Annotated in this window: 24 protein-coding genes; 14 read left to right on the top strand and 10 right to left on the bottom strand. The window is 66.3% G+C overall.

Going from position 1 to position 24,041, the window contains the following annotated elements:
* Positions 1 to 127: 127 nt before the first annotated feature.
* The 6 genes from nagZ to AC3WJE_RS06595 all read left to right on the top strand — a co-directional run bounded on the left by nagZ (position 128) and on the right by AC3WJE_RS06595 (position 5,920).
* The gene (gene nagZ / locus AC3WJE_RS06620) at positions 128 to 1,135 is read left to right on the top strand and encodes a beta-N-acetylhexosaminidase (RefSeq protein WP_493729993.1); all 1,008 of its coding nucleotides are present in this window, start codon (positions 128 to 130) and stop codon (positions 1,133 to 1,135) included.
* Positions 1,135 to 1,689, top strand: coding sequence for a hypoxanthine-guanine phosphoribosyltransferase (locus AC3WJE_RS06615; protein WP_493729992.1), 555 nt, complete (start codon positions 1,135 to 1,137; stop codon positions 1,687 to 1,689). The genes nagZ and AC3WJE_RS06615 overlap by 1 nt, the downstream gene beginning before the upstream one ends.
* Positions 1,690 to 1,790: 101 nt before the next feature.
* Positions 1,791 to 2,537 (top strand): S-methyl-5'-thioinosine phosphorylase, encoded by a 747-nt coding sequence (locus AC3WJE_RS06610; RefSeq protein WP_493729991.1) that lies wholly within the window; start codon positions 1,791 to 1,793, stop codon positions 2,535 to 2,537.
* Positions 2,538 to 2,641: 104 nt separating this feature from the next.
* Positions 2,642 to 2,848, top strand: coding sequence for a transcription antiterminator/RNA stability regulator CspE (gene cspE, locus AC3WJE_RS06605; protein WP_493729990.1), 207 nt, complete (start codon positions 2,642 to 2,644; stop codon positions 2,846 to 2,848).
* A 76-nt stretch (positions 2,849 to 2,924) separates the two neighbouring features.
* A complete protein-coding gene (locus AC3WJE_RS06600) occupies positions 2,925 to 4,202 on the top strand; it encodes an FAD-dependent oxidoreductase (protein ID WP_493729989.1) in 1,278 nt (425 codons plus the stop codon).
* Positions 4,203 to 4,291: 89 nt separating this feature from the next.
* Complete coding sequence (locus AC3WJE_RS06595) at positions 4,292 to 5,920, top strand: acyl-CoA dehydrogenase family protein (protein ID WP_493729988.1); 1,629 nt, start codon at positions 4,292 to 4,294, stop codon at positions 5,918 to 5,920.
* 44 nt (positions 5,921 to 5,964) lie between these two features.
* Here AC3WJE_RS06595 and AC3WJE_RS06590 read toward each other — a convergent pair whose 3' ends face one another.
* From AC3WJE_RS06590 to AC3WJE_RS06580, 3 genes are all read right to left on the bottom strand, one after another.
* Entirely contained in the window at positions 5,965 to 6,297 is a 333-nt protein-coding gene (locus AC3WJE_RS06590; RefSeq protein WP_493729987.1) for a hypothetical protein, read from the bottom strand.
* 218 nt (positions 6,298 to 6,515) lie between these two features.
* Positions 6,516 to 6,857, bottom strand: a complete 342-nt coding sequence (locus AC3WJE_RS06585; protein WP_493729986.1) for a hypothetical protein — start codon at positions 6,855 to 6,857, stop codon at positions 6,516 to 6,518.
* A gap of 122 nt (positions 6,858 to 6,979) precedes the next feature.
* A complete protein-coding gene (locus AC3WJE_RS06580) occupies positions 6,980 to 8,155 on the bottom strand; it encodes a thiolase family protein (RefSeq protein WP_493729985.1) in 1,176 nt (391 codons plus the stop codon).
* 169 nt (positions 8,156 to 8,324) lie between these two features.
* Between AC3WJE_RS06580 and AC3WJE_RS06575 the strand changes: the two genes are divergently transcribed.
* A complete protein-coding gene (locus AC3WJE_RS06575; protein ID WP_493729984.1) occupies positions 8,325 to 11,132 on the top strand; it encodes a S8 family serine peptidase in 2,808 nt (935 codons plus the stop codon).
* 130 nt (positions 11,133 to 11,262) lie between these two features.
* Here the strand turns inward: AC3WJE_RS06575 and AC3WJE_RS06570 are convergent, their stop codons facing one another.
* Both AC3WJE_RS06570 and AC3WJE_RS06565 read right to left on the bottom strand, forming a co-directional pair.
* Positions 11,263 to 12,363: a Glu/Leu/Phe/Val family dehydrogenase gene (locus tag AC3WJE_RS06570; RefSeq protein ID WP_493729983.1), complete on the bottom strand. Its 1,101-nt coding sequence runs from the start codon at positions 12,361 to 12,363 to the stop codon at positions 11,263 to 11,265.
* A gap of 309 nt (positions 12,364 to 12,672) precedes the next feature.
* Positions 12,673 to 12,918, bottom strand: a complete 246-nt coding sequence (locus tag AC3WJE_RS06565; protein ID WP_493729982.1) for a DUF2789 domain-containing protein — start codon at positions 12,916 to 12,918, stop codon at positions 12,673 to 12,675.
* Between the two features lie 135 nt (positions 12,919 to 13,053).
* On the opposite strand from AC3WJE_RS06565, the gene AC3WJE_RS06560 reads away from it, so the two are divergent.
* Complete coding sequence (locus AC3WJE_RS06560) at positions 13,054 to 13,320, top strand: DksA/TraR family C4-type zinc finger protein (protein ID WP_493729981.1); 267 nt, start codon at positions 13,054 to 13,056, stop codon at positions 13,318 to 13,320.
* Here the strand turns inward: AC3WJE_RS06560 and AC3WJE_RS06555 are convergent.
* From AC3WJE_RS06555 to AC3WJE_RS06545, 3 genes are all read right to left on the bottom strand, one after another.
* Positions 13,317 to 13,883 carry a mechanosensitive ion channel domain-containing protein gene (locus tag AC3WJE_RS06555; RefSeq protein ID WP_493730061.1) on the bottom strand — a complete coding sequence of 189 codons (567 nt, stop codon included), beginning with the start codon at positions 13,881 to 13,883 and terminating at the stop codon, positions 13,317 to 13,319. The genes AC3WJE_RS06560 and AC3WJE_RS06555 overlap by 4 nt on opposite strands.
* A gap of 74 nt (positions 13,884 to 13,957) precedes the next feature.
* Entirely contained in the window at positions 13,958 to 15,649 is a 1,692-nt protein-coding gene (locus tag AC3WJE_RS06550; RefSeq protein WP_493729980.1) for an AMP-binding protein, read from the bottom strand.
* A gap of 263 nt (positions 15,650 to 15,912) precedes the next feature.
* On the bottom strand, positions 15,913 to 16,095 hold the full coding sequence (locus AC3WJE_RS06545; protein ID WP_493729979.1) for a hypothetical protein: 183 nt from the start codon (positions 16,093 to 16,095) through the stop codon (positions 15,913 to 15,915).
* Positions 16,096 to 16,510: 415 nt separating this feature from the next.
* Between AC3WJE_RS06545 and AC3WJE_RS06540 the strand changes: the two genes are divergently transcribed.
* Positions 16,511 to 16,837, top strand: coding sequence for a zinc ribbon domain-containing protein YjdM (locus AC3WJE_RS06540; protein ID WP_493729978.1), 327 nt, complete (start codon positions 16,511 to 16,513; stop codon positions 16,835 to 16,837).
* 65 nt (positions 16,838 to 16,902) lie between these two features.
* Here the strand turns inward: AC3WJE_RS06540 and AC3WJE_RS06535 are convergent, their stop codons facing one another.
* Entirely contained in the window at positions 16,903 to 17,964 is a 1,062-nt protein-coding gene (locus tag AC3WJE_RS06535; RefSeq protein WP_493729977.1) for a L,D-transpeptidase, read from the bottom strand.
* A gap of 116 nt (positions 17,965 to 18,080) precedes the next feature.
* Positions 18,081 to 19,187, bottom strand: coding sequence for a tetratricopeptide repeat protein (locus AC3WJE_RS06530; RefSeq protein WP_493729976.1), 1,107 nt, complete (start codon positions 19,185 to 19,187; stop codon positions 18,081 to 18,083).
* A 121-nt stretch (positions 19,188 to 19,308) separates the two neighbouring features.
* Between AC3WJE_RS06530 and thpR the strand changes: the two genes are divergently transcribed.
* From thpR to AC3WJE_RS06505, 5 genes are all read left to right on the top strand, one after another.
* Positions 19,309 to 19,914 (top strand): RNA 2',3'-cyclic phosphodiesterase, encoded by a 606-nt coding sequence (gene thpR, locus AC3WJE_RS06525; protein WP_493729975.1) that lies wholly within the window; start codon positions 19,309 to 19,311, stop codon positions 19,912 to 19,914.
* 202 nt (positions 19,915 to 20,116) lie between these two features.
* Positions 20,117 to 20,743, top strand: a complete 627-nt coding sequence (locus AC3WJE_RS06520; RefSeq protein WP_493729974.1) for an HD domain-containing protein — start codon at positions 20,117 to 20,119, stop codon at positions 20,741 to 20,743.
* Positions 20,744 to 20,890: 147 nt separating this feature from the next.
* On the top strand, positions 20,891 to 21,073 hold the full coding sequence (locus AC3WJE_RS06515) for an oxidoreductase-like domain-containing protein (protein WP_493729973.1): 183 nt from the start codon (positions 20,891 to 20,893) through the stop codon (positions 21,071 to 21,073).
* A 105-nt stretch (positions 21,074 to 21,178) separates the two neighbouring features.
* Entirely contained in the window at positions 21,179 to 22,543 is a 1,365-nt protein-coding gene (locus AC3WJE_RS06510; protein WP_493729972.1) for a virulence factor family protein, read from the top strand.
* 144 nt (positions 22,544 to 22,687) lie between these two features.
* The gene (locus AC3WJE_RS06505; RefSeq protein WP_493729971.1) at positions 22,688 to 23,704 is read left to right on the top strand and encodes an isopenicillin N synthase family dioxygenase; all 1,017 of its coding nucleotides are present in this window, start codon (positions 22,688 to 22,690) and stop codon (positions 23,702 to 23,704) included.
* Positions 23,705 to 24,041 lie beyond the last annotated feature (337 nt).

Here is a 24,041-nt window from a genome sequence, read left to right as displayed (position 1 = left end):
TACAGGCCAAGGTTCCCTTTGACGTGGCAATGACCGGCGTGAAGCGGCTTGTTGGACACGTCCCGGGCCGGCTTCTGCGACAATGCGGCGCCGCGCCATTTGGCGCGTGCCCACGGAGATTCCCCGCATGTTGTTGATCGGCGTTGCCGGCACCGAACTCACCGCCCAGGAGCGTGACTGGCTGCAGCACGATTGCGTGGCGGGTGTGGTGCTGTTCAAGCGCAACTTCGCCTCGCGCGCGCAGGTGACCGAGCTGAGCGCCGCGATCCGCGCCTCGGCCCGCTTGCCGCAGCTGATCTGCGTGGATCAGGAGGGCGGGCGCGTGCAGCGCTTTCGCGAGGGTTACAGCGCATTGCCGCCGCTGCAGGGTTTCGGCGAACTGTATGCCCGCGAACCTCGGGCCGCGCTGCAGCTGGCACGCGAGCACGCCTGGCTGATGGCCAGCGAGATCCGCGCCAGCGGCGTGGACCTGAGCTTCGCCCCGGTGGTGGACCTGGCGCGCGGCAATCGCGCGATCGGTGATCGCGCCTTCAGCGCCGATCCCGAGGTGGTGGCCGCGTTCACCCATGCCTACGTCGAAGCGATGCATGAGGCCGGGATGCCGGCCACCCTCAAGCATTTCCCCGGGCACGGCACGGTGCTGGAAGACACCCATGTCGATGTCGCGGTCGATCCGCGGCCGCTGGAAGCGCTGCGTCGCGAGGACCTGGTGCCGTTCGCCGAGGGCATCCGCGCCGGTGCCGACGCGGTGATGATGGCGCACGTGCTGTATCCGCAGGTCGCGCCCGAACCGGCCGGCTACTCGCCGCGCTGGATCGGCGAGATCCTGCGTGGCGAGCTGGGCTTCCGTGGCGTGGTGTTCTCCGACGACATCGGCATGGCCGCCTCGCACAGCGCGGGTGGCGTGGCCGCGCGCGTGCATGCCCACCTCGATGCCGGCTGCGATGCCGTGCTGGTCTGCCATCCGGAGCTGGTCGACGAGGCGCTGGGCGCCGTCGCCGGCCGCCAACTCAACACCGCCGCGCTGATCGGACTGATCGGCCGCGGCGTCCTCGGCTGGGACGGCTTGCTCGCCGACGGCCGTCATGCCGCTTCACAATCCCGTTTGCTGGAACAACTCGGAAAAACCGCCTGATGCCCACACTTTCCATCCCCCAGGCCCTGGAACAGGCCGACCTGCTGGTCGGTCGCCCCGCCATCGACACGGCCATCGGCCGCATCGCCGATGAGATCGCCCGCGATTACCACGGCGAAGTGCCGGTGTACCTGACCATCATGCACGGCGCGCTGCCGTTCTCCGGCCAGCTCGCACTGGAACTGGGCGCACGCGGCCAGGATCTGCAGTTCGATTACCTGCACGCCACCCGCTATCGCGGCGAGATCACCGGCGGCGACCTGGTCTGGAAGCATCGTCCGGCCACTGCGCTGTTCGGGCGCCGGGTGATCCTGGTCGACGACATCCTCGACGAGGGCTACACCCTGCAGGGCGTGCGCCAGTGGTGTCTGGAGCAGGGCGCCACCGATGTGCGTCTGGCGGTGCTGACGGTCAAGAAGCACGACCGCTGCGTGCCGGGTATCGCGGCCGACTACGTAGGGGTCGAGGTTGAGGATCGTTACGTGTTCGGCTTCGGCATGGACGTCAACGAACAGCTGCGCGGTGTGCCTGCGATCTACGCGATGAAGGTGTAGCGGAAAGAGGCCAGAGGTCAGGGAACGCATTCTTTCCCTGGTCTTCCGGTCCCTGGCCCCTGGTCCCTTTCGTCCCCCCCTCCCAAGAAATTCCGACTCCCATGAACCACATCGCATTGGCCGTCATCGGCGGCACCGGCGTCTACAAGCTCGCCCAGCTCGACGACGTACAGACCCACCAGGTCGACACCCGCTTCGGCAGCCCGTCCGGCCCGGTTCGCGTCGGCACGCTGCTCGGCCATCGCGTGGCGTTCCTGGCGCGGCACGGTGAAGGTCATTCGATCCCGCCGCATCGCATCAACTACCGCGCCAACCTCGCCGCATTGCAACAGATAGGCGCGACCCGGGTGCTGGCATTGAACACGGTCGGCGGCATCACCGAGCATTTCGGTCCGCGCGTGCTGGCCTGCCCTGATCAACTGATCGACTACACCTGGGGTCGCATCTCGACCATCTGCGAGGAGCCGGGCAGTGAGGTGATGCACGTCGATTTCGGCCATCCGTATTCGCCGATGTTCCGCAGCAAGGTGATTGCCGCCGCGCGCGTGACCGGCGTGAAACTGGTCGAGCACGGCTGCTACGGCGCCACCCAAGGGCCGCGTCTGGAAACGATTGCAGAGATCGCGCGGATGCGTCGCGACGGCTGCGATCTGGTCGGCATGACCGGCATGCCCGAGGCGGCGTTGGCGCGCGAACTGGGTTTGGACTATGCGTGTCTGGCGATCGTCGCCAATTGGGCGGCCGGATGCGGCGATGCACAAGAGATCACGATGGCCGAGGTGCTGGCCAATGTCGAAGCGGCTTCGTCGGGGCTTCCCGAGCTGATCGGCGAACTTGCCCGAGGCTGACCGCACATGCGGGTGATTGTCATCGGGGCATAAGCTTTGCATACTCGGCGTGCGGTAGTTGCCGCACACCACCCAATTCACTGTAAACAAGGTCACGCATCACCATGCCGAACGGTACCGTCAAGTGGTTCAACGACGCCAAGGGATTTGGCTTCATCTCACCGGAGGACGGCAGCGCCGATGTTTTCGCGCACTTCTCCGCGATCAACTCCAAGGGCTTTCGCAGCCTGCAGGAAGGCCAGAAGGTCAGCTATGACGTGACCCAGGGTCCGAAGGGCGCACAAGCCTCGAATATCACGCCGATCGGCTGATCCATCGCTTGATCGTGCTTTGAACCCCGCTTCGGCGGGGTTTTTTATGGAAGTCATCGCAAGGAAGGAAGAACGCATGCAAGGCCGGTTGCGCATCGCGATCGTCGGCTACGGCACCGCGGGGCAGGCGCTGTCGGTGCTGCTTGCGCGTGATGGACATCAGCTCGAAGTATTCGAGCGCGCCGCCGAGCCGGGACCGGTGGGCGCGGGGTTCCTGCTGCAGCCGACCGGGCTGCAGGTGCTGTGGCGGATGGGACTGCTGCCGCAGGCGTTGGCGCATGGCGCACCGGTTGGACGCCTGTATGGCGAGACGCCGTGCGGGCGCGCGGTGATGGACATGCGCTATCGCGACCTGGATACGCGGCTGTTCGGCCTGGGCATGCAGCGCGGTGCACTGTTCTCGATCCTGGAGCAGGCCTGGAGCGAACGCGCCAGCCTGCGCGCCGGCACGCAGATCGTGTCCATCGATCACGAAAAGCGGCGCCTGCGCGATGGCGAAGGCACCTGGCATGGTCCTTACGACCTGATCGTGGTGGCCGACGGCTCGGCTTCGACGCTGCGACAGGAAGTGCAGGGCACCCGGCTCGACCGCGTGTATCCATGGGGCGCCCTGTGGTGCCTGCTGCCGCGTGGCGACTGGGCGTTCGACGACGAACTTCGGCAACGCTACGTCGCCGCACGCAAGATGATCGGGCTGCTGCCGGTCGGCACGCGTCCGGACGACGCCACGCCGCGGCTCAGTTTCTTCTGGAGCCTGCCGCGCGATGACTTCGATGCCTGGCAGGCGCGCGGCATGAGCGCATGGCTGGACGAAGTGGCGACGTTGTGGCCGCAGGCGCGCGAGCGTTTGCAGGAGGTCACCGTGCACACCCAGTTGGCACGCGCCAGCTACCGCGATGCGGTGATGGCGCGCTGGCATCGCGGCCGGGTAGTGCTCGCCGGCGACGCCGCGCATGCGATGAGTCCTCAACTGGGGCAGGGCGTCAACATGGCGCTGATGGATGCGTGGGCGTTGTGCGAGGCGTTGCGCGATGAGCGCGACGTGGAGACGGCGCTCGCCGGCTACCAGCGCCAGCGTCGCGCGCATGTGGGGATCTATCATTTCTGGAGCCGCTGGCTGACGCCGCTGTTTCAGTCCGAGCGCGATCTGGTCGCGCGTGCACGCGACCTGAGCTTCCTGCCGCTGGGACGGGTGCCTGGCGGACGTGGTCACATGCTGCGGGTGCTGACTGGTACCCAGCACGGCTGGTTCGGCAAGCTGGCGCTGGATGCGCCGTTCCTTGAGGCATTGCCTGGTGAGGCCGGTACGTCGTCGATGCAGGATGCCGGTTCCTCGATCCAATCCGAAGGCTGAGCAGGCCTGGGACCGAAACCGCAGCGCACAACGGCCGTCACATGCTGATCGGCGACAATCGCGGTCGTCACGCCACCGGGAGTTTGCGCATGGACGAGAGCCTGCCCGCCTTCGAAACCCACCGGGTGGAAAATCAGCCGCCGCCGTTCGAGGGTCGTGATCTATGGGCTGACGACATCGTGCTGCGCGAGGCGATCGAGCGCGAGGGCGCCGGCGGATTCGCGCATCGATTGGCCGGCTACGGCGCACTTGCCGGCGGCGAGATCTATCGACTCGGCTTCGACGCCAATCGCGATCGTCCACGCCTGCGCACGCATGATCGCTACGGGCATCGCATCGACGTGGTGGAGTTTCATCCGGCCTATCACCGGCTGATGGAACTGGCCAAACAGCACGGCGTGGCCGGCCTGTCCTGGCACGAGCCCGCGCCAGGCGCACATGTCGCCCGCGCGGCGTTGAGCTACCTGCATCACCAGGCCGAGGCCGGCACCAGTTGCCCGTTGACGATGACGCATGCGGGCGTGGCGGTGCTGCGGCAGTTCCCGGCGCTGCGCGAATGGGCCGACAAGGCCGCCGCGCCGCATTACGACCCGCGCGACATCCCGATCGCCGACAAGAGCGGGATCACCGTCGGCATGGGCATGACCGAGAAGCAGGGTGGTTCGGACGTGCGTGCCAATGCCACCGTTGCCACGCCGCAGCAGGATGGACGTTACGCACTGGTCGGACACAAGTGGTTCTTCTCTGCGCCGATGTCCGACGGCTTCCTGGTGTTGGCACAGGCGCCGGGCGGATTGAGTTGCTTCCTGATGCCGCGTCGCCTGTCGGACGGTTCGAAGAACGCGTTCCGGCTGATGCGGTTGAAGGACAAGCTCGGCGACTGGTCGAATGCTTCCAGCGAAGTCGAACTGTGCGGCGCTGAAGCGTTGCGCGTAGGCGAGGAGGGGCGCGGTGTCGCCACCATCATCGAGATGGTGATGATGACGCGGCTGGACTGCATGCTCGGCGCCGCCGCCGAGATGCGCATGGCACTGGCGCAGGCGTTGCACCATGCGCGTCACCGCGTTGCCTTCGGCAAGCGGCTGATCGAGCATCCGTTGATGGCCAACGTACTGGCCGACCTGGCAATCGAATCCGAAGCGGCCACCGCATTCGCGCTGCGGGTGGCGCGCGCGGTCGATGCCGCTCCGCGCGATCCACGCGAGGCCGCCTTCGCGCGGGTCGCGACCGCGCTCGGCAAGTACTGGTTGTGCAAGCGCGCGCCTGGCTTCGTCAATGAAGCACAGGAGTGCCTGGGCGGCGCGGGTTACGTCGAGGAATCGATGTTGCCGCGGCTGTATCGGCAAGCGCCGTTGAACTCGATCTGGGAAGGCAGCGGCAACATCCAGTGCCTGGACGTGCTGCGCGCGCTTGCACGCGAGCGGCAGTGTGTGGATGCGGTATTGGCAGAACTGGAATCGGTCGGCGGTGACGATCGCGGTTATGCCGCTGCCGTGCAGCGAATCCGTGCGTTGCTGATCGGCGGCATCGGCGAATTCGACGCGCGCTGGGCCAGCGAACAGCTTGTGTTGGCGCTACAGGCGTCATTGCTGCAGCGCGCCGGCAGTCCCGCAGCGGCTGCGTTCATTGCCAGCCGGCTGGAAGGGGGGCATGGGCTCGCGTTCGGCACACTGCGGTCAGCCGATACCGGCGGCTTGCTGGTACGCGCGCTGCCGTGACCGCTGGGCGATCCAGTGGATGGCCCAGTGGCACGCCCTGAACCTCAATGCTTTGCCGCGTCGGCCTTCTGCTTGGCGCTGTCGGCGATGTCCTGTGCTTTGTCGGCCGCCTTGCCGGCCGCGTCCGCAGTGGCCTGAGTGGCATCGGCGACCGCCGTCTTGGCTTTGTCGGCGGCATCGTCGATGGCGGCACTTGAGTTGGCCGCGGCGGCTTTGGCCTTGTCTGTGGCGTCTGCGGCGGCCTGTTGGGCAGCGGCGGCGGCATTGTCGGCTGCAGCAGCGGCATCACGCTTGGCCTGTTCGGCCTGGGGGCTGTGGCATGCCGTCAGTCCGATGGCCAGCAGCGAACCTGCGATGAGGGGGCGGATGGTATTCATGGCGCATGTCTCCCGTTGGTGGATGAATTGCCAGCCAATCCTAGGGCGCAATACATCTAGCGGATGTCAACGCGCCTGCATCTTCCGTTCGCGTCCTTTTAAATCCCCGCACATGGATGTGCGGGCTCTTGCGAGGGATTCGCCCAAAAGACTCGCCCAAAAGAAAAGCCGCTGGCGAACCAGCGGCTTTTCCGAACTCGCAAAGAGCGAAGAAGTTATTACTTCTTGGCTTCTTCAGCAGCGTCCTTGGCCTTCTCGGCGGTGCCTTCGGCAGCCTTGGCAGCGTCAGCAGCCTGACCGGCAGCAGCGTCGGTCGCAGCGCCGGTGGCGGCAGCAGCGGCGTCGGCAGCGGTGTCAGCAGCGGTAGCGGCGGTGTCGGCAGCAGCCTGGGCGGCGTCAGCGGTCGGGGCGGCAGCGGCAGCGGCCTGGTCGGCAGCGGCCTGGGCGTCGGAAGCGGCTTCGTTGGCCGAAGCAGCAGCGTCCTGAGCCTGTTCCGGCTTCGAGCACGCGGCCAGGGCCAGAGCCAGGGCGCCTGCGATCAGCAGCTTGTTGATGCTCATTTGTCTCAATCCTCGTCGTTAGGTAGGCAACGCGCGAATGCGCGCCCCCAACATGATGACAACCCCAATACGAGTGTCAAGCGCACGCGCATTCAGGTTTCCATGTTTGTGGGTAATGCCTGTCAAATCAATTCGATGGCGATGGCCGTTGCTTCCCCGCCACCTATGCAGAGGGTGGCGATTCCGCGCGTGCCGCCGTGCTTGCGCAACGCGTTCACCAACGTCACGACCAGGCGCGCGCCGCTGGCACCGATCGGGTGGCCCAGTGCGCAGGCGCCGCCATGCACGTTGACCTTGGCATGCGGGATGCCCAGTTCCTTGATCGGCGCCATCGCGACCACCGCGAAGGCCTCGTTGATCTCGAACAGGTCCACCTGGTCCAACGACCAGCCGACCTGCCTGACCAGCTTGTCGATTGCCGCGACCGGCGCGGTGGTGAACCACTCCGGCTGCTGTGAGACGGTAGCGTGGCCGACGATGCGTGCGAGCGGCGTGATGCCGCGCCTGGCCGCCTCTTCCGCACTCAGCAGCAGGGTGGCCGCGGCGCCGTCGGAAATGCTGGAGGAACTGGCGGCGGTGACCGTGCCGTCCTTCTTGAAGGCCGGCTTGAGGGTCGGGATCTTGGCGATGTCGGACTTGCCCGGCTGTTCGTCGCTGCCGACCTCGATCTCGCCCTTGCGGGTGGCGACCTTGACCGCGACGATCTCGCCGTCGAACGCCCCCGATGCCTGGGCAGCCTGGGCGCGCTTGACCGACTCGATCGAGTACGCGTCCTGGTCCTCACGGCTGAAGCCGAACTTCTCGGCGGTCTTCTCGCCGAACACGCCCATGGCCTGGCCGTCGTATGGGTTGGTCAGGCCGTCCCACGCCATGTGGTCGACCGCCTGGAAGTTGCCGTAGCGGTTGCCGGTACGCGAGTTCGGCAGCAGGTGCGGGGCGTTGCTCATCGACTCCATGCCGCCTGCGATCACGATGCTGGCCGAGCCGGCCTTGATCAGATCGTGGCCGAGCATGATCGCTTTCATTCCCGAGCCGCAGACCTTGTTGATGGTCAGCGCGCCGGTGGACACCGGGACACCCGCGGCGATCGCAGCCTGGCGCGCCGGTGCCTGGCCGAGGTTGGCCGGCAGCACGCAGCCCATGATCACCTCGGAGACATCGGCGGCCGGCACGCCGGACTGCTCGAGCACCGCCGCGATGGCGCTGGCGCCCAGGGTAGTGCTGGGGACGCCGTTGAACTGGCCCAGGAAAGAGCCGATCGCGGTGCGCTTGGCCGCGGCAATGACGATCTCGGACATGGATGAATACCGTTTGGTGATATCCGGCGATTATCAGGGCGTGGCGGTCGGTGTGCCAGCTGCAAGACAATCGTTGCGGGATATCGTATAGATGGCATTTTCGCGGACCACTTTTTCGGTCCGCATTTCAATGGACTGAATTCGGGGAGTCGCTATGAATGAGGCGCGCATGGCCAGGACGTTGCTGGCCTCGGCATTGGCATTGGCGTTGGTTGCCTGCGGTGGTGGTGGAGGCGGCACGGTGCGTTCGGAGGCACCTCCGGTATCGCCGCCGCCCACGTCCCCGCCTCCGCCCCCGACGTCTCCGCCACCCACCTCTCCACCGCCGCCGCAGCCGGCGTTCGATGCGCATCTGACGCTGACCAACACCCAGGCCGCGCACGACCTGGGCTATACCGGCGCGGGCTATCGCATCGGCGTGGTCGATACCGGCGTCAATCGCAATCATCCGGCACTGCAGGGGCGGGTGGTCGCGAACTACACCTACGTGGATCCCTCCACGAACAACCTTAATGTCGATGACGTGGTCGGCCATGGCACGACCGTGGCCGAGCTTGCCGCCGGTGCCCCGGTCGGCTCGTGGCCGGGGGGTATCGCGACCGGTGCGCAGATCGTCTCGGCGCGCATCATCAACGACACATCGCCGACCGACGACGGCTCGGGTGATGGCAATGAAGTCGATGGCGCGCTCGGGTTGCAGACGGTCCACAACGCGCTGATTTCCGCGGGCGTGCGGATCATGAACAACTCGTGGGGTGGTCTGTACTGGACCAATACGAACGCGACCGCGTCGATCGCCAACGAGTACCGCTCCTTCATCTTCTCCAATGACGGGCTGGTGGTGTTTGCCACCGGCAACGAAGGCAAGGCCAATCCGTCCGACATGGCGGCGCTGCCGAGCCAGCCGGGTCCGAACGGCACCCTGCCGGCGGCCGATCTGGAGCGTGGTTGGCTGGCGGTGGCGGCGCTGGATACCGCCAACCCGACTCAACTGGCCGACTACTCCAACGCCTGCGGCGTGGCGATGCATTACTGCCTGGTGGCGCCGGGGACATCGGTGTTCACCGGTCACGACGACACCGCCAGCAGCGTTACCTACTACTACGGCAGCGGCACCTCGTTCGCCGCGCCGCTGGTATCTGGCGCCGCGGCGCTGGTGTGGCAGGCATTCCCGTATTTCAACAACGATCTGGTGCGGCAGACGCTGCTCGGCACCGCCAAGGATCTGGGGGCGCCCGGCGTGGACGCGACCTTCGGCTATGGCCTGCTCGATGTCGGCAAGGCCGTGCTCGGGCCGGCGAAGTTCGACTGGGGTGACGTTGCGGTGTCCTTCGACGGGATCACTTCGACCTGGTCCAACGACATCAGCGGCAGTGGTGGCTTGATCAAGCGCGGCACCGGCACGCTGGTGCTGGCGAGCACGGACAACACCTTCAGTGGCCAGACCCAGGTGCTGGGCGGCACGCTGCGGGCTTCCAGCCTGGGAGCGGGCGCAAGCATCGCCAGCGGGGCGACGCTGATCGGCAGCAACCGCATCGGTGGCAGCGTCAGCAACGCCGGTACGCTGCAACTGGGCGAGGGCACGTTGAGCGTATCCGGCAGCTACACGCAGGCGGCCGGAGCAAGGCTGGCGTTGAACGTCGGCGACCGGCTCAGCGTCGGTGGCAGCGCGAGCATTGCCGGCGATCTGCAGGTGCTGGGCAAGCGTGATTACGTCAGCCTCAACACGTCCTACAGCGTGCTCCAGGCCGGCGGTGGTTTGAGCGGTACGTTCGCCAATCTGACCTGGGGCTCAGGCGTGTTCGTCGGTCAGGGCAGCCTGGCTTACGACGCCAACGCCGCGTACATCACCTTGCAGCGGTTGGATGTGGCGAGCACTGCCGCGTCGCTGTCCGGCATCACCGCCGCGTCGCTGTCGTCGGCGACGCGGGTGGAGCAGGCGTTCGAGCAGATCGATGTGCAGCAACAGCAGGGCGGCAACTCGATCGACGCGGGCTTCATCCGCGGTGCGGCGGCGCTGCAGCAGGCGGCCGATGCGAAACAGGCGCTGGCCTCGCTGCAGAGCCTGTCCGGGCAGGCGCATGCCGAGGCGGCGACCGCGACCTTCGATGCGGTGGATCTGGGCCGGCGCGCGCTGTCGCAGCACTTCGGCGAGGTGGCGTGGTCGGGCGGGCACAGCGGTGCATGGCGGCAGGCACTCGGCGGCAATGGCCAGGGCAGCTTTGCCGGGATCGGCGGTGGCGCGCTGGCCGGCTGGATGGTGGGGCAGGATTTCGCGATGGCCAACGGCAGCGTGTCCGGCTTCGCGTTCGGCGAGGCGCGGATGAGCGATGCGGCGCTGTCGTCCTCGCGTGACCGCAATCGGCAGGTGCATGCGCAGGCCTATTGGGGGACGCGAGGCGAGCATGTCTACGCGCTGGGCCAGGTGGGTACCGGGCAGGTGCATCGGCAGATCGAGCGCGAGCTGCAGTTCGGCCAGGCGCGTTCGGAGACGTCGGTGGACTACGACGCGCGATTCTTCTCGGCCAGCCTGGAGGCGGGCTATCGCTGGCAACACGCGGGTTGGGCAATGGCGCCTTATGTCGGCGCGGATCATGTGCGCGTCGACAGTGACGGTTTCAGCGAGCAGGGCGGTGAGGGCTTCGGTCTACGCGCCGATGCCAACCGTGCCAGCCGCACGCAGGTGCTGGCGGGTCTGCGCAGTGAGTACCGCTGGCGTGGGCTGAGCTTCAGTGCCTATTCGGAATGGCAGCAGGCGCTGGCCAGTGCGGGCTTGTCGCAGCAGATGGGGTTCGTCGGCGCCGATGCGTGGAGCACGCTTGCCAATCTGCAACCGGGGCGCTCAGGTGGCTTGTTCGGGCTTTCTGCGCAGGCGCCGCTGGGACGCTTCGGGGCGGTTGCGTTGGGGTATGACCAGCGCTTCGGTGCGCGCGGTGAGGATCGGGCGTTCGGTCTGCGTTATCTGCTGGGGTTCTAGCAGCGTTTGCGCGTCGCCTGTTCATCGTAGGAGCGGCTTCAGCCGCGATGGGGCGTTACCGGGAAAGCCTCATCGCGGCTGATGGCCCTGGGCCACCCAGAGCCGCTCCTGCGATCCATGGTGCTCGTCGTTATTCGCCGCGCAGCTTGCCGGTGAAGCGTGGCGAGGTTCGGCCCAGCGGCAGCTTGAGCCGGCTGATCGAGTCGATGCGCGCCTGGGCGATGCGGTCGGCTGCCTGTTGCGGGGTCACGCGGTCACGTTCGGACAGGTCGAAGACCTTTTCCAGGTTGTGATAGATGCTGCGGATCAGCCGCATCGCCCGCTCGCGGTTGTAGCCGTCGATTTCCAGCGACACGTTCATCACGCCGCCGGCGTTGACCACGTAGTCCGGCGCGTACAGCACGCCGCGGCGATACAGCTCCTCGCCGATCGCGTCGCTGGAGAGCTGGTTGTTGGCGGTACCGCAGACGATCCCGGCCTTCAGGCGTGGCAGGGTCTGTTCGTTGATCGCGCCTTCCAGCGCGCAGGGCGCGAATACGTCGGCGCCGACTTCGTAGATCGCGTCGGGGCTGACCGCTTCGGCGCCGTACTCGCTCACCGCACGATCGACCAGCTTGCTGTCCAGATCGGCGACGAACAGCTTGGCGCCGCGCTCCTTCAGCAGCTTCACCAGTTCCATGCCGATGTGACCCAGGCCCTGGATCGCGATGCTGGTCTTGCCCACTTCCTCATGACCGAGCTTGCGGTTCAGTGCGGCCATCAACGCCTGCAGGGCGCCGTAGGCGGTGAACGGCGCCGGGTCGCCGGAGCCACCGTGTACCTGGTGCACGCCGGTGACGTAGCCGGTTTCCAGGTAGATCTGCTCCATGTCGTTGACGTCGGTGCCGACGTCCTCGGAGGTGATGTAACGGCCACCCATCGATTCGACGAAGCGTCCGAACGCACGAAACAGCACCTCGCTCTTGTCCACCTTCGGATCGCCGATGATCACCGCCTTGCCGCCGCCGACGTTGAGCCCGGCCAGTGCGTTCTTGTAGGTCATCGTGCGGCTCAGCCGCAGCGCGTCGTTGAGAGCGGCCTCGCTGTTCGGGTAGGGACGCATGCGCACGCCACCGAGGGCCGGCCCCAGGCGTGTGTTGTGCAACGCGATGATTGCCTTCAGGCCGGCATCGGGGTTGTTGCAGAACACGACCTGTTCATGGCCGGTGGTGTCGAGGGTTTCGAAAAGCATCGGTAGGGCTCCGTGGGGGGCGCGGCAAACTGCAACGACCGGGAACTGTGCCTGGGATCCAACTGCACCCCGCGCATGCAGATGCGGGGCGTTGCGAAGGTTCGCATCCTGTACCTGGCGTTGGACGTGCAGACCATTGCCAGGGATGCGTACCGATTACACAAAAACAAAAACGCGACGGGTCTGGAGCGGGTCCTGAGCGTCGCGTGGGCGGCATTCTAGAACAATCGGTGTGGCGATGTGCGTTGCAGCATTGCGTCTCGCTGGGGTGTGCGATTCGCCGATGGGCTTCTGCCACGATGCCGTGATTCAGGTCCCGGGCGCGCCATGCAGGGCGAGGTTCAACTGATCGACGGTCTCGATCCAGTCGGCATCGTCGATGCGTTCTTCACGCAGCAGCGCCGCCTGCGCGGGCGTCCAGAACGGGGCTTCCTCCAGTCGCATCGCACCGGGCAGTGGCGCGTGCTCGCGGATGAACGCCTGGATCCCCGGTTCGTCGCTGGGCAGGCCGAGCTGGGCGAACAGTTCCGAAAACGGGTGCACGGGATTTTCCATGAAGGACTTCATCGGTTGGCAGGGGCCGAGGTGAAGATGCTAGCGCCAGTTTGTTCAGGAACGTGTGCATGGGCCGGCTTGGAATCGCTTCGAGCCGGAACCATCTTGCCGACATGGCCACTGTGGGAGACGACGATGGCGACCGGTTGGGCGGGTGATGGCGCGGTGCAGGACCAGATCGATGCGACCGTCGACGATGCGATCAAGCGGGCGCGCAGCCAGTTGCCCAGCGGGCCGGGACTGACGCACTGCGAGGCATGCGATACCGAGATTCCCGAGGCGCGGCGCAAGGCGGTGCCGGGCGTGCGCCTGTGCGTGCGTTGCCAGCAGGCGCATGACGAGGAGGAGCAGGGCCACAGCGGTTACAACCGCCGTGGCAGCAAGGACAGTCAGTTGCGCTAGCTGTTATCGAAACCGCTCTCGCGCCAGCGTCGGGTGGTGCGCTGGAAGAACAGGCTGTTGGGGATCTGCAGCACGCTGTTGCCGCGGGTTTCGTCGGTTTCCTGCAGGGTGGTGTAGATCACGTTGATGTCGATCACCTTGCCTTTCAGGCCCGGCTTCTCGCCGTTCTCCAGCAGTTCGATGTGGTCGTGCAGGCGGAAGGGCCGCGTGGTCAGGATCAGGAACGTGCAGAAGATGTTCGACAGCACGCTCCAGGCCGCGAAGAACGCCACCGCACCGACCGCCGCGAAACCGGTGAACGCGGTCCACAGCACGGTGCCGGAGACGCCGAATATCCGCAGGATCGCCAGCAGCACCGCCACCGAGATCACGAAGCTGCCGACCCGGCGCAGCCCGATCATCATTTCCATCGGGACGTGGTAGCGCGCACCGACTCGCCGCAGCAGTCCGCGCAGGATCGCGCGCGTCAGCATCGCGATGAGCAGGACGGCGACGACCTCCACGGCCGGCACGGCGATATCGAGTATCTGCTGGTTCCAGCGTGGCAGCAGGTCGCGGATCATCGCGGGATAGGAGTGCAGGTCGGACATTGGCAGCAACGAGAACGGGGAATCTTGATTCTAAGCCGTCACGCCGCTCAGAACCCGAGTCGCTGCGTCATCAGCTCGCGCATCAGGTACTTCTGCACCTTGCCGGTGATCGTCATCGGGAACTCATCGACGAACTCCACGTAGCGCGGCACCTTGTAGTGGGCGATGCGTGCGCGGCAGTACTCGCGTACTTCCTCGGCGGAAAGTTCACAGCCTTCGGCGAGGCAGATCCAGGCGCAGACTTCCTCGCCGAACCTGCTGTCGGGCACGCCGAACACCTGCACATCGGCGATGGCCGGATGGGCGTAGAGGAATTCCTCGATCTCGCGCGGATAGATGTTCTCGCCGCCACGGATCAGCATGTCCTTGAGCCGGCCGACGATGCGGCCGTAGCCGTCCTCGTCGATCGTCGCCAGGTCGCCGGTATGCATCCAGCCATCGGCATCGAGCACCTCGGCGGTGCGTGCGGGATCGTTCCAGTAGCCCTTCATCACCGAGTAGCCGCGCGTGTGCAGCTCGCCGGTCTGTCCACGTCCAACAACATTGCCTTCGTCATCGACCACGCGCACTTCGACATGCGGATGCACGCGGCCGACCGAATCCACGCGCCGTTCCAGCGCGTCGTCGGGCGTGGTCTGGAAGCTCACCGGGCTGGTCTCGGTCATGCCGTAGGCGATCGTGACCTCACGCATGTGCATCTGCTCGACGACCTTCTTCATCACCTCGACCGGGCACGGCGAGCCGGCCATGATGCCGGTGCGCAGCGAGGACAGATCGAAATCGCCGAACCGCGGATGCGCCAGTTCGGCGATGAACATGGTCGGCACCCCATGCAGGCCGGTGCAGTGTTCGTCCTGCACGGTCTGCAGCGTGATGAGCGGATCGAAACCCTCGCCGGGCACGACCATGCAACTGCCGTGAGTGACGCAGGCGAGGTTGCCGAGCACCATGCCGAAGCAGTGGTAGAACGGCACCGGAATGCACAGCCGGTCCTGCTCGCTCAGGCGCATGCGCTCGCCGATGAAGAAACCGTTGTTGACGATGTTGCGATGACTGAGCGTGGCGCCCTTGGGTGAACCGGTGGTGCCGGAGGTGAACTGGATGTTGATCGCGTCGTCCGGCGATAGCGATGCCTGCAATGCCTGCACGTGCGCCTTCGCCTGCGGATCGCGGCAGTTGGCGACGTCGTTGAAACGCCAGGTGCCGGGCAGTGCAGCTTCGTCGCCGAGCACGATCACGTGGCGCAGCGCCGGCAGGCGTGGGGCATGCAGTTGCCCGGCCGCGCTGGTGTCGAGTTCGGGCGCGAGTTCGCGCAGTGTCGCGGGGTAGTCGGAGGTCTTGAAGCGGCGTGCCAGCACCAGCGCCTTGCAATCGACCTGGGTCAGCGCGTATTCCAGCTCATGGCTGCGGTAGGCGGGATTGATGTTGGCCAGGATCAGCCCTGCGCGGGCGGTGGCGAACTGCATCAATACCCACTCGGTGCGGTTGAGCGACCAGATGCCGATGCGGTCGCCCGGCTCCAGGCCGAGTTGCAGCAGGCCGGCGGCGAGCCGGGTCACCGCTGCATCGAGCTGGGCGTAACTGAGCCGCACGTTCTGCGTTGGCACCACCAGTGCAGGTTGCTCGGGCCAGCGCCGGGCGATGCGTTCGAGCAGGGCGCCGACGGTTTCATCGATGAGCGGCACATCGCGCGGACCGGCGAGGTGGCTGGGCAGGACGACGGGGGCGATGGCAGGCATGGACGTGGAAGCTGGATCGAAGTCGCCACGATTGGAGCACAGGCGATCGTTCCGGGTCATGCAGATGGAGGCTGGCGTTCGTGGTGAAGGTCACTCCTGCTTTCGGGGAGACGCTTCTGGTGATGCATTGAGGTGCCGCCGCAGAACCCGGTAGAGCCGAGCAAGCTCGGCGCTACGATTCGCGAAGAAGAGGCGACTCCAAAAAGCACAAAGGCCGCCTCACGTTGCGCGAGGCGGCCTTCGGTGGGGCGTGTCCAGGAAACTCAGTCGATTTTTTCGGCGTCGTTGCGAGCGCGGCCGAAACGGGTTTCGAGCACTTCGATGCGGCCACCGGATTTGCGGAACGCGGCCAGGTCGGCGGCGATACGCTCGCGGGTCAGCGGCTGGCCCTTGCCCTCGCTGCGGGCGATGATCGGCTGGGTCTTGGACTTGGCGGGACGTGCCATGGCGACTCCTGTACTGTCTTGAAGGTGATCGAGATCGCCCGCTGTTGCGGGGGAGCTCTTTTAGGAAGGCGGTGAGGGACGCGAGCCGTGGAGCGGTATTGCTGGCCGGAGAACCCCTCGTGTCGTGCGGGTATGTCGCCGGCGGAGCGGCGGGCGAGGAGTCCGAAGCGTCGATGAAAGCCTTGCGCGACAATAGTTTACGTTGTAGGTGCCGGGAAAACGTTAAATTGCTGTTGACGGCGGTCAGGCGGGGTTCCGTCGCGCATGGCGCCGGTGGGCGGTGACGGCAGGTTGGGGCGGACTTCTGGGCGACAAGTCGCGTAAATTGCCGACGATCGCCGACGATAGGCTCCAGGGTGAGGTGTCCGGAGGCGACGGACTACAATGCCGCCCCTTTATCGCTCCGGAAACGCCGATGCCCGCCTGCCCGCAATGCACCCTGGAAAACACCTATGTCGACGGGACGCAGTGGGTCTGCGCGGATTGCGGCTACGAGTGGTCGGCCGAGGAGGCCACGGGCGAGGCGCTGGTGGTACGTGACTGCAACGGCAATGTGCTGGCCACCGGCGACACCGTCACCGTCATCAAGGACCTGAAGGTCAAGGGGGCCTCGATCCCGCTCAAGCAGGGCACGGTGATCCGCAACATCCGCCTGGTCGAGGACGATGCCGAGCACATCGAAGGCAACTCGGACAAGATCAAGGGGCTGGTGCTGAAGACGATCTTCCTGCGTAAGGCGTAAGGGCGCTGCTGCAACGGCGTGTGCATGCGCCTGTTGTGCGTTCTCCTTCGCGGGGACGACAGAACCTAGCGTGCCTCGGTCTCCGGGGTCTCCGGCGGTTCTGCGTCGATGACCTGCTGCGCGCGTCCGGTGGTCGATTCCAGCACCGGCTGGGTCGTCACTACCAGCGCCGCGCCGGGCATCAGCTGAGGCAGCAGCTGTTGCAGGAACGCTGGAGCGACCTCCACTTTGCCGATGGTTTCGGGGGCGACGGTTTCGCGCGAGCTCGCGTCGCCGTCGATGCCGACATGCAGCCAGTTCGGCATGCGCACGTCCGGCAGGCTTGAGGGTGTATCAGGCAGGAAGCCTTGTCCGGCGATATAGACCTGGGTGCCGAAGTCGGCAGGCAGGTCGCGCACCTGGGCGCGTGCGCGACCGATCTCGATGCCGTTGCGGTACACCACCAGTTGTTGGTCGGCATCGCTGAGCACCATCGAGATCGGACCTTGCGGCGCGGATTCCGGGTGCCAGCTGTATTGCTCGCTGCCGGATAGCGCCTGGGCCTGCAGGTCGGCGCCGGTGGTCGGGTCGATCGGGCTGAGCGGTTGCGGATGCACCAGTGCGTCCGGGCTCACGCCGGCTTTGGAAATCACCACGACCATGCCCATGCTGGAGTTCTCGAACAGCAGGCGCGCGAATTCGGAAGGCAGGTGCACGCAGCCGTGCGATTCGGGATAGCCGGGCAGACCGCCGGCATGCAGTGCCACGCCGTCCCAGGTCAATCGTTCCTGGTAGGGCATCGGCGCGCTGTTGTAGACGTTGGAGTGATGGTCCTTGTCCTTCTGCAGGATCGTGAACACGCCGGTCGGGGTCTCGTAGCCGGGCTTGCCGGTACTGACGGTGCTGACGCCGATCAGGATGCCGTTGCGATAGGCGTAGGCGCGTTGTTCGGTGAGGCTGACGATCACCGCCATCGGTCCCCAGCCCTTGCTGATTCCACCCCAGTACCACTCGCCCGGCTTGAGGTCGGTTGCGGGCGTGCCGATCGGGCTGGTGGTCTTCGCTCCCCAGAACGGCACGGCTGCCGACACGGGCATGGCGTGCAGCAGCACGGCGAGCATCGCGGAGATATGCGGCAGGCGGCGCATCGAGCGCTCCGGAACAGGGGACGCAGCGATCCTAGCGGGATCGCTGCGTAAAGCTCATGAAGCCGGTGGTTCGAGCGGCCTTGGGCAGGCGACGCGCTGGATTGCCGGCTATGCCGTTACGGACGCGGGCCGGCAGCCGGATGCGACCAGCGGTACAGGCTGTCCAGCTTGGCCTGGTAGCGCTGCTGTTCGCTGGCCGGGCCCAGTGTGCGTGCCAGGCGCAGCTCGCGTTCGGCGATCAGGCTGTTCCCGGTCAGGAACGAAACGCGTGCGAGCCCGAAATGGAACTGGTGTGCATTCGGATACAGGCGGATCGCACTGCTGTAGTAGCGTGCCGCGGTCGCGTAATCGCTCTGGCGCTCGGCCTCGGTGCCGAGCACGTATTGGTGGAATGGGTCGCGTGCCTGCACATCGCGCAGTCGCGTCAGCATCTGCTCGGCATGGCGCGTGTCGCCGATGCGTCGATACAGGTTGAATGCATTGGACAAGGTGGCGCCATGGCGTGGATCCAGCTTCAACGCCTGCGCGTAATCGGTGGCGGCTGCGTCGAGGGCGCCCTCGCGGGCGTCGAGTACGCCGAGGTTGTTCCAGACGTCGGCCAGGTCGGATTCGGTCTTCAGCGACTGCTGGAAGTAGACGCGTGCCTGCCCGAGCTGGCCGTCGGCCATCAGTTCGGCGCCGCGGTTGTTGTAGTAGTGGGCGAACAGGCGCTTGTCGGAGATCACGTGCGGGCCGCGCCGGTCCATCAGGATGTTGCTGTCCAGGTCGATCGTGGCGATCCCGGAGCCGATCCGGACCTGCACGTTGAGATGGCCGTAGTTGTAGCCGACGCCATCCTGTTCGTACCAGCTGAGCACTCTGCCGACTTCCTGCGGGCGTGCGCTGAGGTTGGCTTCGCGTGCGAGCGCGACGAACAGCAGGGTGAAGGACAGGCAGTTGACGCGGCGGGTGGCGAAACTCTCGGCGACGCTGTGGGTGTCGCTTGCGCCGTACTGCAGTCCCAGGCCGTCATGGGCGAACAACATGTCCACCAGGCGCTGCAGCCGTTCTTCCGGCGACTGGCCGAGCCGCATCACCCGTTGCTGCAGCATGTGCCGCAGCTCGGGCGGAATCTCCATCAGGGTTTCCGCCGTGGGCGGTGCTGCCGATGGTGCTGGCGGCGGCGCTGACGCTGGCGCGGTGGCGAGCGCGGTGGCGAGTACGAGCGAGGCCAGGCTGATCATTCGACACCTCCACGCAGCAGGGCGTTTTTGCAGTCTACTCCCGCCGCCGGGCACCGGCGTATGAGCGGCTTCTGCTAGTATCCGCGCCCCCAAAGCGCAGCTGCCGTCACGCGGGCCCGACATGTCCATCACCCAGCCATTCCTCTATCTGTCCTCGGCCGATGCGCAGTTGTCGCTCGGGCTGGGCGAGGAGAAGCCGAGCGAGCGGCTGTTCTTCGCGGTGATGCCCGATGCGGCTACCGCCGCCGCGATCAGTGGCCTGACCGACGAACTGATCGGTCAACAGAACCTGCATGGCAAGCCTCTGGCCAGCGAGCGCCTGCACGTCACGCTGCATCATCTGGGCGATTACGCCGGCCTGCCGCCGTCGCTGCTGGCGCGTGCGCGTGCCGCGGCGGAGCGGCTGCAGGTGGAGGCCTTCGACGTACGTTTCGATCGGGTCGGTACCTTCGGCGGGCGGAGCCGGCAGATGCCGTGCGTACTGCGTGGCGAGGACGGCGTGAGGGGGCTGTTCCAACTGCAACGCACGCTGGCGCGACGCATGGCCGAGCAGGGCATCACCGGCGACACTCGTTTCACGCCACACCTGACTCTGCTCTACACCGACGCGACGCTGCCGCTGCAGCGCATCGAGCCGGTGCAGTGGCGCGTGAGCGAAGTCGTGTTGATCCGCAGCTTCCTCGGGCAGACGCGCTACCAGTTGGAAGGACGCTGGCCGCTGGCCTGATCTGCCGGCGCGCCATGGCGACGGGTTGTTCTTGACGTGTAGAGCCGAGCTTGCTCGGCTGAGCCTCTGCCGACCAGGCCCCAGCGGAGCGCTCCGCTCTGCGCGTGCGCCTTGTGCCGGCCAAAATGCGGGACTCGGCCGGGCGGAAATGCTGCGCAAACAGCCGTGAGTATCCGATTCGGAAATGTTTTAGGCTGCCGCCATGGAACATTCGCCGCCCGTCGCGCTCGACCCTGCCCAGTGGCAGGCCATCGAGCAGGCCTATGCCACGCCGCCGCGGGCGTACCACAACTTCAGCCATGTCCGCGCGCTGTGGCACCACTACGACGAGGTGCGGGCCGGTCCCGGCTGGCAGCACCCGGCCGAGGTCTGGCTGGCGATCCTGTTCCACGACGCGGTGTATCGGCCGGGCCGCTCCGACAACGAGCGCCAGTCCGCGCTGATGGCGCGTGAGTGGATCGCCCGCTGGGGGCCTGAGGCCGGTTTCGACCTGGATCGCATCGAGCGCCTGATCCTGCTCACCGCTCGCCACGGCCAGTTGCGGCCGCAAGACGTGGATGCGGAAACCGCGCTGTTCCTGGATTGCGACATGGCCATCCTCGCCGCGCCGGCGGCAGTCTTCGACGCCTACGATCGCGGTATCGCCGAGGAGTACCGCGGCCATGTGCCGGCCTTGCTGTTCAGGATGGAGCGCAAGTGCTTCCTGCGGGCGTTGTTGGCGCTGCCGCGGATCTTCCTGAGCGATTTCTTCCACGCGCGCTGCGATGCGGCGGCGCGTGCGAACCTGCGCCGCACGATTGACGGCGTGGGAGCCGGGGCCGTGAGCTGAACGGCGTTCGCTTTACCCCGCCGGGATCTGGCCGGGAGCTTGCCGTCAGCGCCTCGATCGGGGCGAAGCGCCGGTGTGGCGTACCGCAGCCGAGCAGGCTGCGCTCTACAATGGCGGCTGCTTCCGCTGGCGCGCCCCGCCAATCCGATGACCGATCTACCTGTCGCCCCGCCCGATCCTCGACCCCAGCCGCCGGAGCGGCCGGCGGACAACGAGTGTTGCGGCAGTGGTTGCCCACTGTGCGTCTACGACCTCTACGAGGAGCAGTTGACCGAGTACCGGCAGGCGCTGGCGCGTTGGCGCGAACGGCATCCCGAGGCGGACGTCTGATGAACTTTCCCCATGCAGGTCGCGTGACCGGTGGTCTTTTTCGTGAATCTCTTACAACAGCCCGGCACATCCATGTGCCGGTGTCCTTTTCCCAGGAACCCGATGATGCGAAGGCTTGAACTCTGGAAGTCGCTGTGTGGCGTGGCTGCGTTGGCGGCGTCGTTGAGCGCCGTGGCCGCCGAGCCCGAGGCGGTCACGCATGGACGCTTCGAGCAGGTGCCGGTGCTGCAGCCGGAAGGCGAGCCGCAGCGGATGGTGGTCTGGTTCACCGGCCCCGGCGAGGGCACGCGCCGGCAGGCCCAGATCGAGGCGTTGCGTGCCGATGGCGCGATGGTGGCGGTGGTGGATACCGCGCACCTGTACAAGGTGCTCGACAAGGATGGCGGCACCTGCGTGTTCTCGTCCGGCGACGTTGAGAACTTCTCGCGCTATGTGCAGGCGTTCTATCACGTGCCGACCTACCGCCTGCCGCTGCTGGTCGGCGACGGCGAGGGCGCGGCACTGGCCTACGCGGTGGCCGCGCAGGCGCCGGACCACGTGCTGGCGGGCGTGCTCACCGACGGCCTGCATCCGACCTCGGTGCCGCCCAAGGCGATCTGTGGCGCCGGCGTGGCCAAGTCGGGCGGTGGATTGCAGCCCACGAAGCTGCCGGTGCCGTGGCTGGCGGCCGAGTCACTGGGCAAGCATGCCGAGGCGACGACGGTAGCGGCCTTCATCAAGAACGTCCCGCAGGCGCGCCTGCTCAAGCGCAGCGCCACGGGCGACCTGTTGCCGGGATTGCGTGCCGCGGTGCGCTCGCTGGGATCGCAGAAGGGCGTCAGCCTGCCACCGCCGCCGGCCGATCTGGAAGGCCTGCCGATCGTCGAAGTGCCGTCGGCGGTCGATAGCCAGGGCGATACCTTCGCGATCTTCGTGTCGGGCGACGGCGGCTGGGCCGGCCTGGACAAGGAGGTAGCCGGCGCACTGGCGCAGGCAGGCATTCCGGTGGTCGGCGTGGACTCGCTGCGCTACTTCTGGGCCGAGCGCACGCCGCAGGGCTTTGCGGTCGATCTGGATCGCATCGTGCGGTTCTACGAACAGCGCTGGAAGCGTTCGCGCGTGGTCCTGATCGGCTTCTCGCAGGGCGCCGACGTGCTGCCGGCGGCGATCAACCACCTGCCGCCCGCCACGCTCGCCCACGTGCGGATGAGCGCACTGCTGTCGCTGGGCAAGTTTGCCGATTATGAGTTCCACGTCAGCAACTGGATTTCCAGTGGTGACGACGACGGCCTGCCGATCGCGCCGGAAGTGGCGAAGCTGTCGGTCCCCCGCACCGTGTGCATCTACGGCGTGGACGACGACGACTCGCTGTGCCCGTCGCTGCCCAAGCAGAACCGCCGCGTCGGTCTGCCGGGCGATCACCACTTCCAGGGTGATTACGAGACGCTGGCGAAGACGATCCTGCAGCAGTTGCAGGACACCGCGCCGTGATGTGTTGGCCGGCTTCCCGGGTAAGGGGGGGGAAGCCGGCGTAATCACGCCATTCCTCGTTGAATCTTGGCGCTCGCTGGTGATGCATCACGGTGTTCGCTTCTTGACGGCCTTGGCACCGCAGCGGGTGTCGTCGCGCGGCGAATGCAGGTCCGCGCAGTGAACGAGGGCCTGCCACTCATCGATCTGTCCGTGCTGTCACCCGGCGCGGACGGGCGCGAGCAGGCACTGGAGCAACTGCGGATGGCGGCGCGCCGGTTCGGTTTTTTCCGGATCGGCGGACATGGCGTCCCCGCCGCGCTGGATACGGCATTGATGGAGCAGGCCCGCGCGCTGTTCGCGTCGCCTGAGGCCGACAAGCAGGCGCTGGCGATGATCGGTTCACCGCATTTTCGCGGTTACACCGCAGCCGGAGCCGAACTCACCCGTGGCCGCGCGGACTGGCGCGAGCAGATCGACTTCGGTCGTGAGGACAACGCACGCACACGTGAGCCGGGATTGCCTGCAGCTGCACGCCTGCACGGCCCGAACCAATGGCCTGTCGGGTTGCCGGATTTCCGTCGGCTGGTACTGGAGTGGCAGTGCGCGATCGAAAGCGTGTTGCTGCAGGTGCTACAGGCCTGCGCCGAGGCGCTGGGGCAACCGCGTGATGCATTGCAATCGCTGTATCGCGATGCGCCGTGGCTGACCATGAAGCTGATCCGTTACCCCGGTCGCGGCGAAGGCGAGGATGACCAGGGCGTCGGTGCACACAAGGATGGCGAACTGCTGTCGTTGATCCTGCAGGACGGCATCGGCGGCTTGCAGGTACGTACCGATGACGGCGATTGGATCGACGCCACGCCCACTCCCGGCAGCTACGTGGTCAACGTCGGCGAGCAGCTCGAACTGGCCTCGGATGGTTACTTGAAGGCCGCAGTGCACCGGGTACGCAGTCCATCGGCCGGGCGCGAACGCTTGTCGGCCGCGTTCTTCCTGGGGGCACAACTGGACAGCACGATCCCCGCACTGTCGCTGCCACCACAGCTTGCACACGAAGCGACCGGCTATACCCGCGATCCCGACAATCCGCTGTTCCGCGACGTGGGCGCGAATACGCTGAAGGGCAGGCTGCGCTCGCATCCTGATGTGGCTGCGCGGCACCACGCAGACCTGCTTTAGAGAAAGTGATGCCGGCAACCGAGCTGTTGATCTTGCCGTTGCTGTTGCTCGTGATTTTGCTTTTGCTCTTTTGCCTTTGATTTTCCGGGGCCCCATCCGCAGCGGCGGAGCTGGCGGGAATAACCCCGGAGGGGCGACGCACATGGATGTGCGTCGTTTTTCGCCGCGACACGATGTCGCGTCGAAAAATCCCGCTGGCGTAGCGGACCCGTAGCGCAGCGAAGGGCGCGAGGGACTGGGGCGTGCTTTCTTTGGGTTACCTTTCTTTGCACGAGCAAAGAAAGGTGACTCGCTCCGAAGGAGCGAAAGCCTTTGCTGTTGAAGTTGCTGTTGCTTT

This window comes from Pseudomonas sp. GW821-FHT07E12, assembly GCF_058986605.1.
Note: the sequence above shows the minus strand (reverse complement) of the source record. Positions and strands in the feature narration are given on the sequence as shown.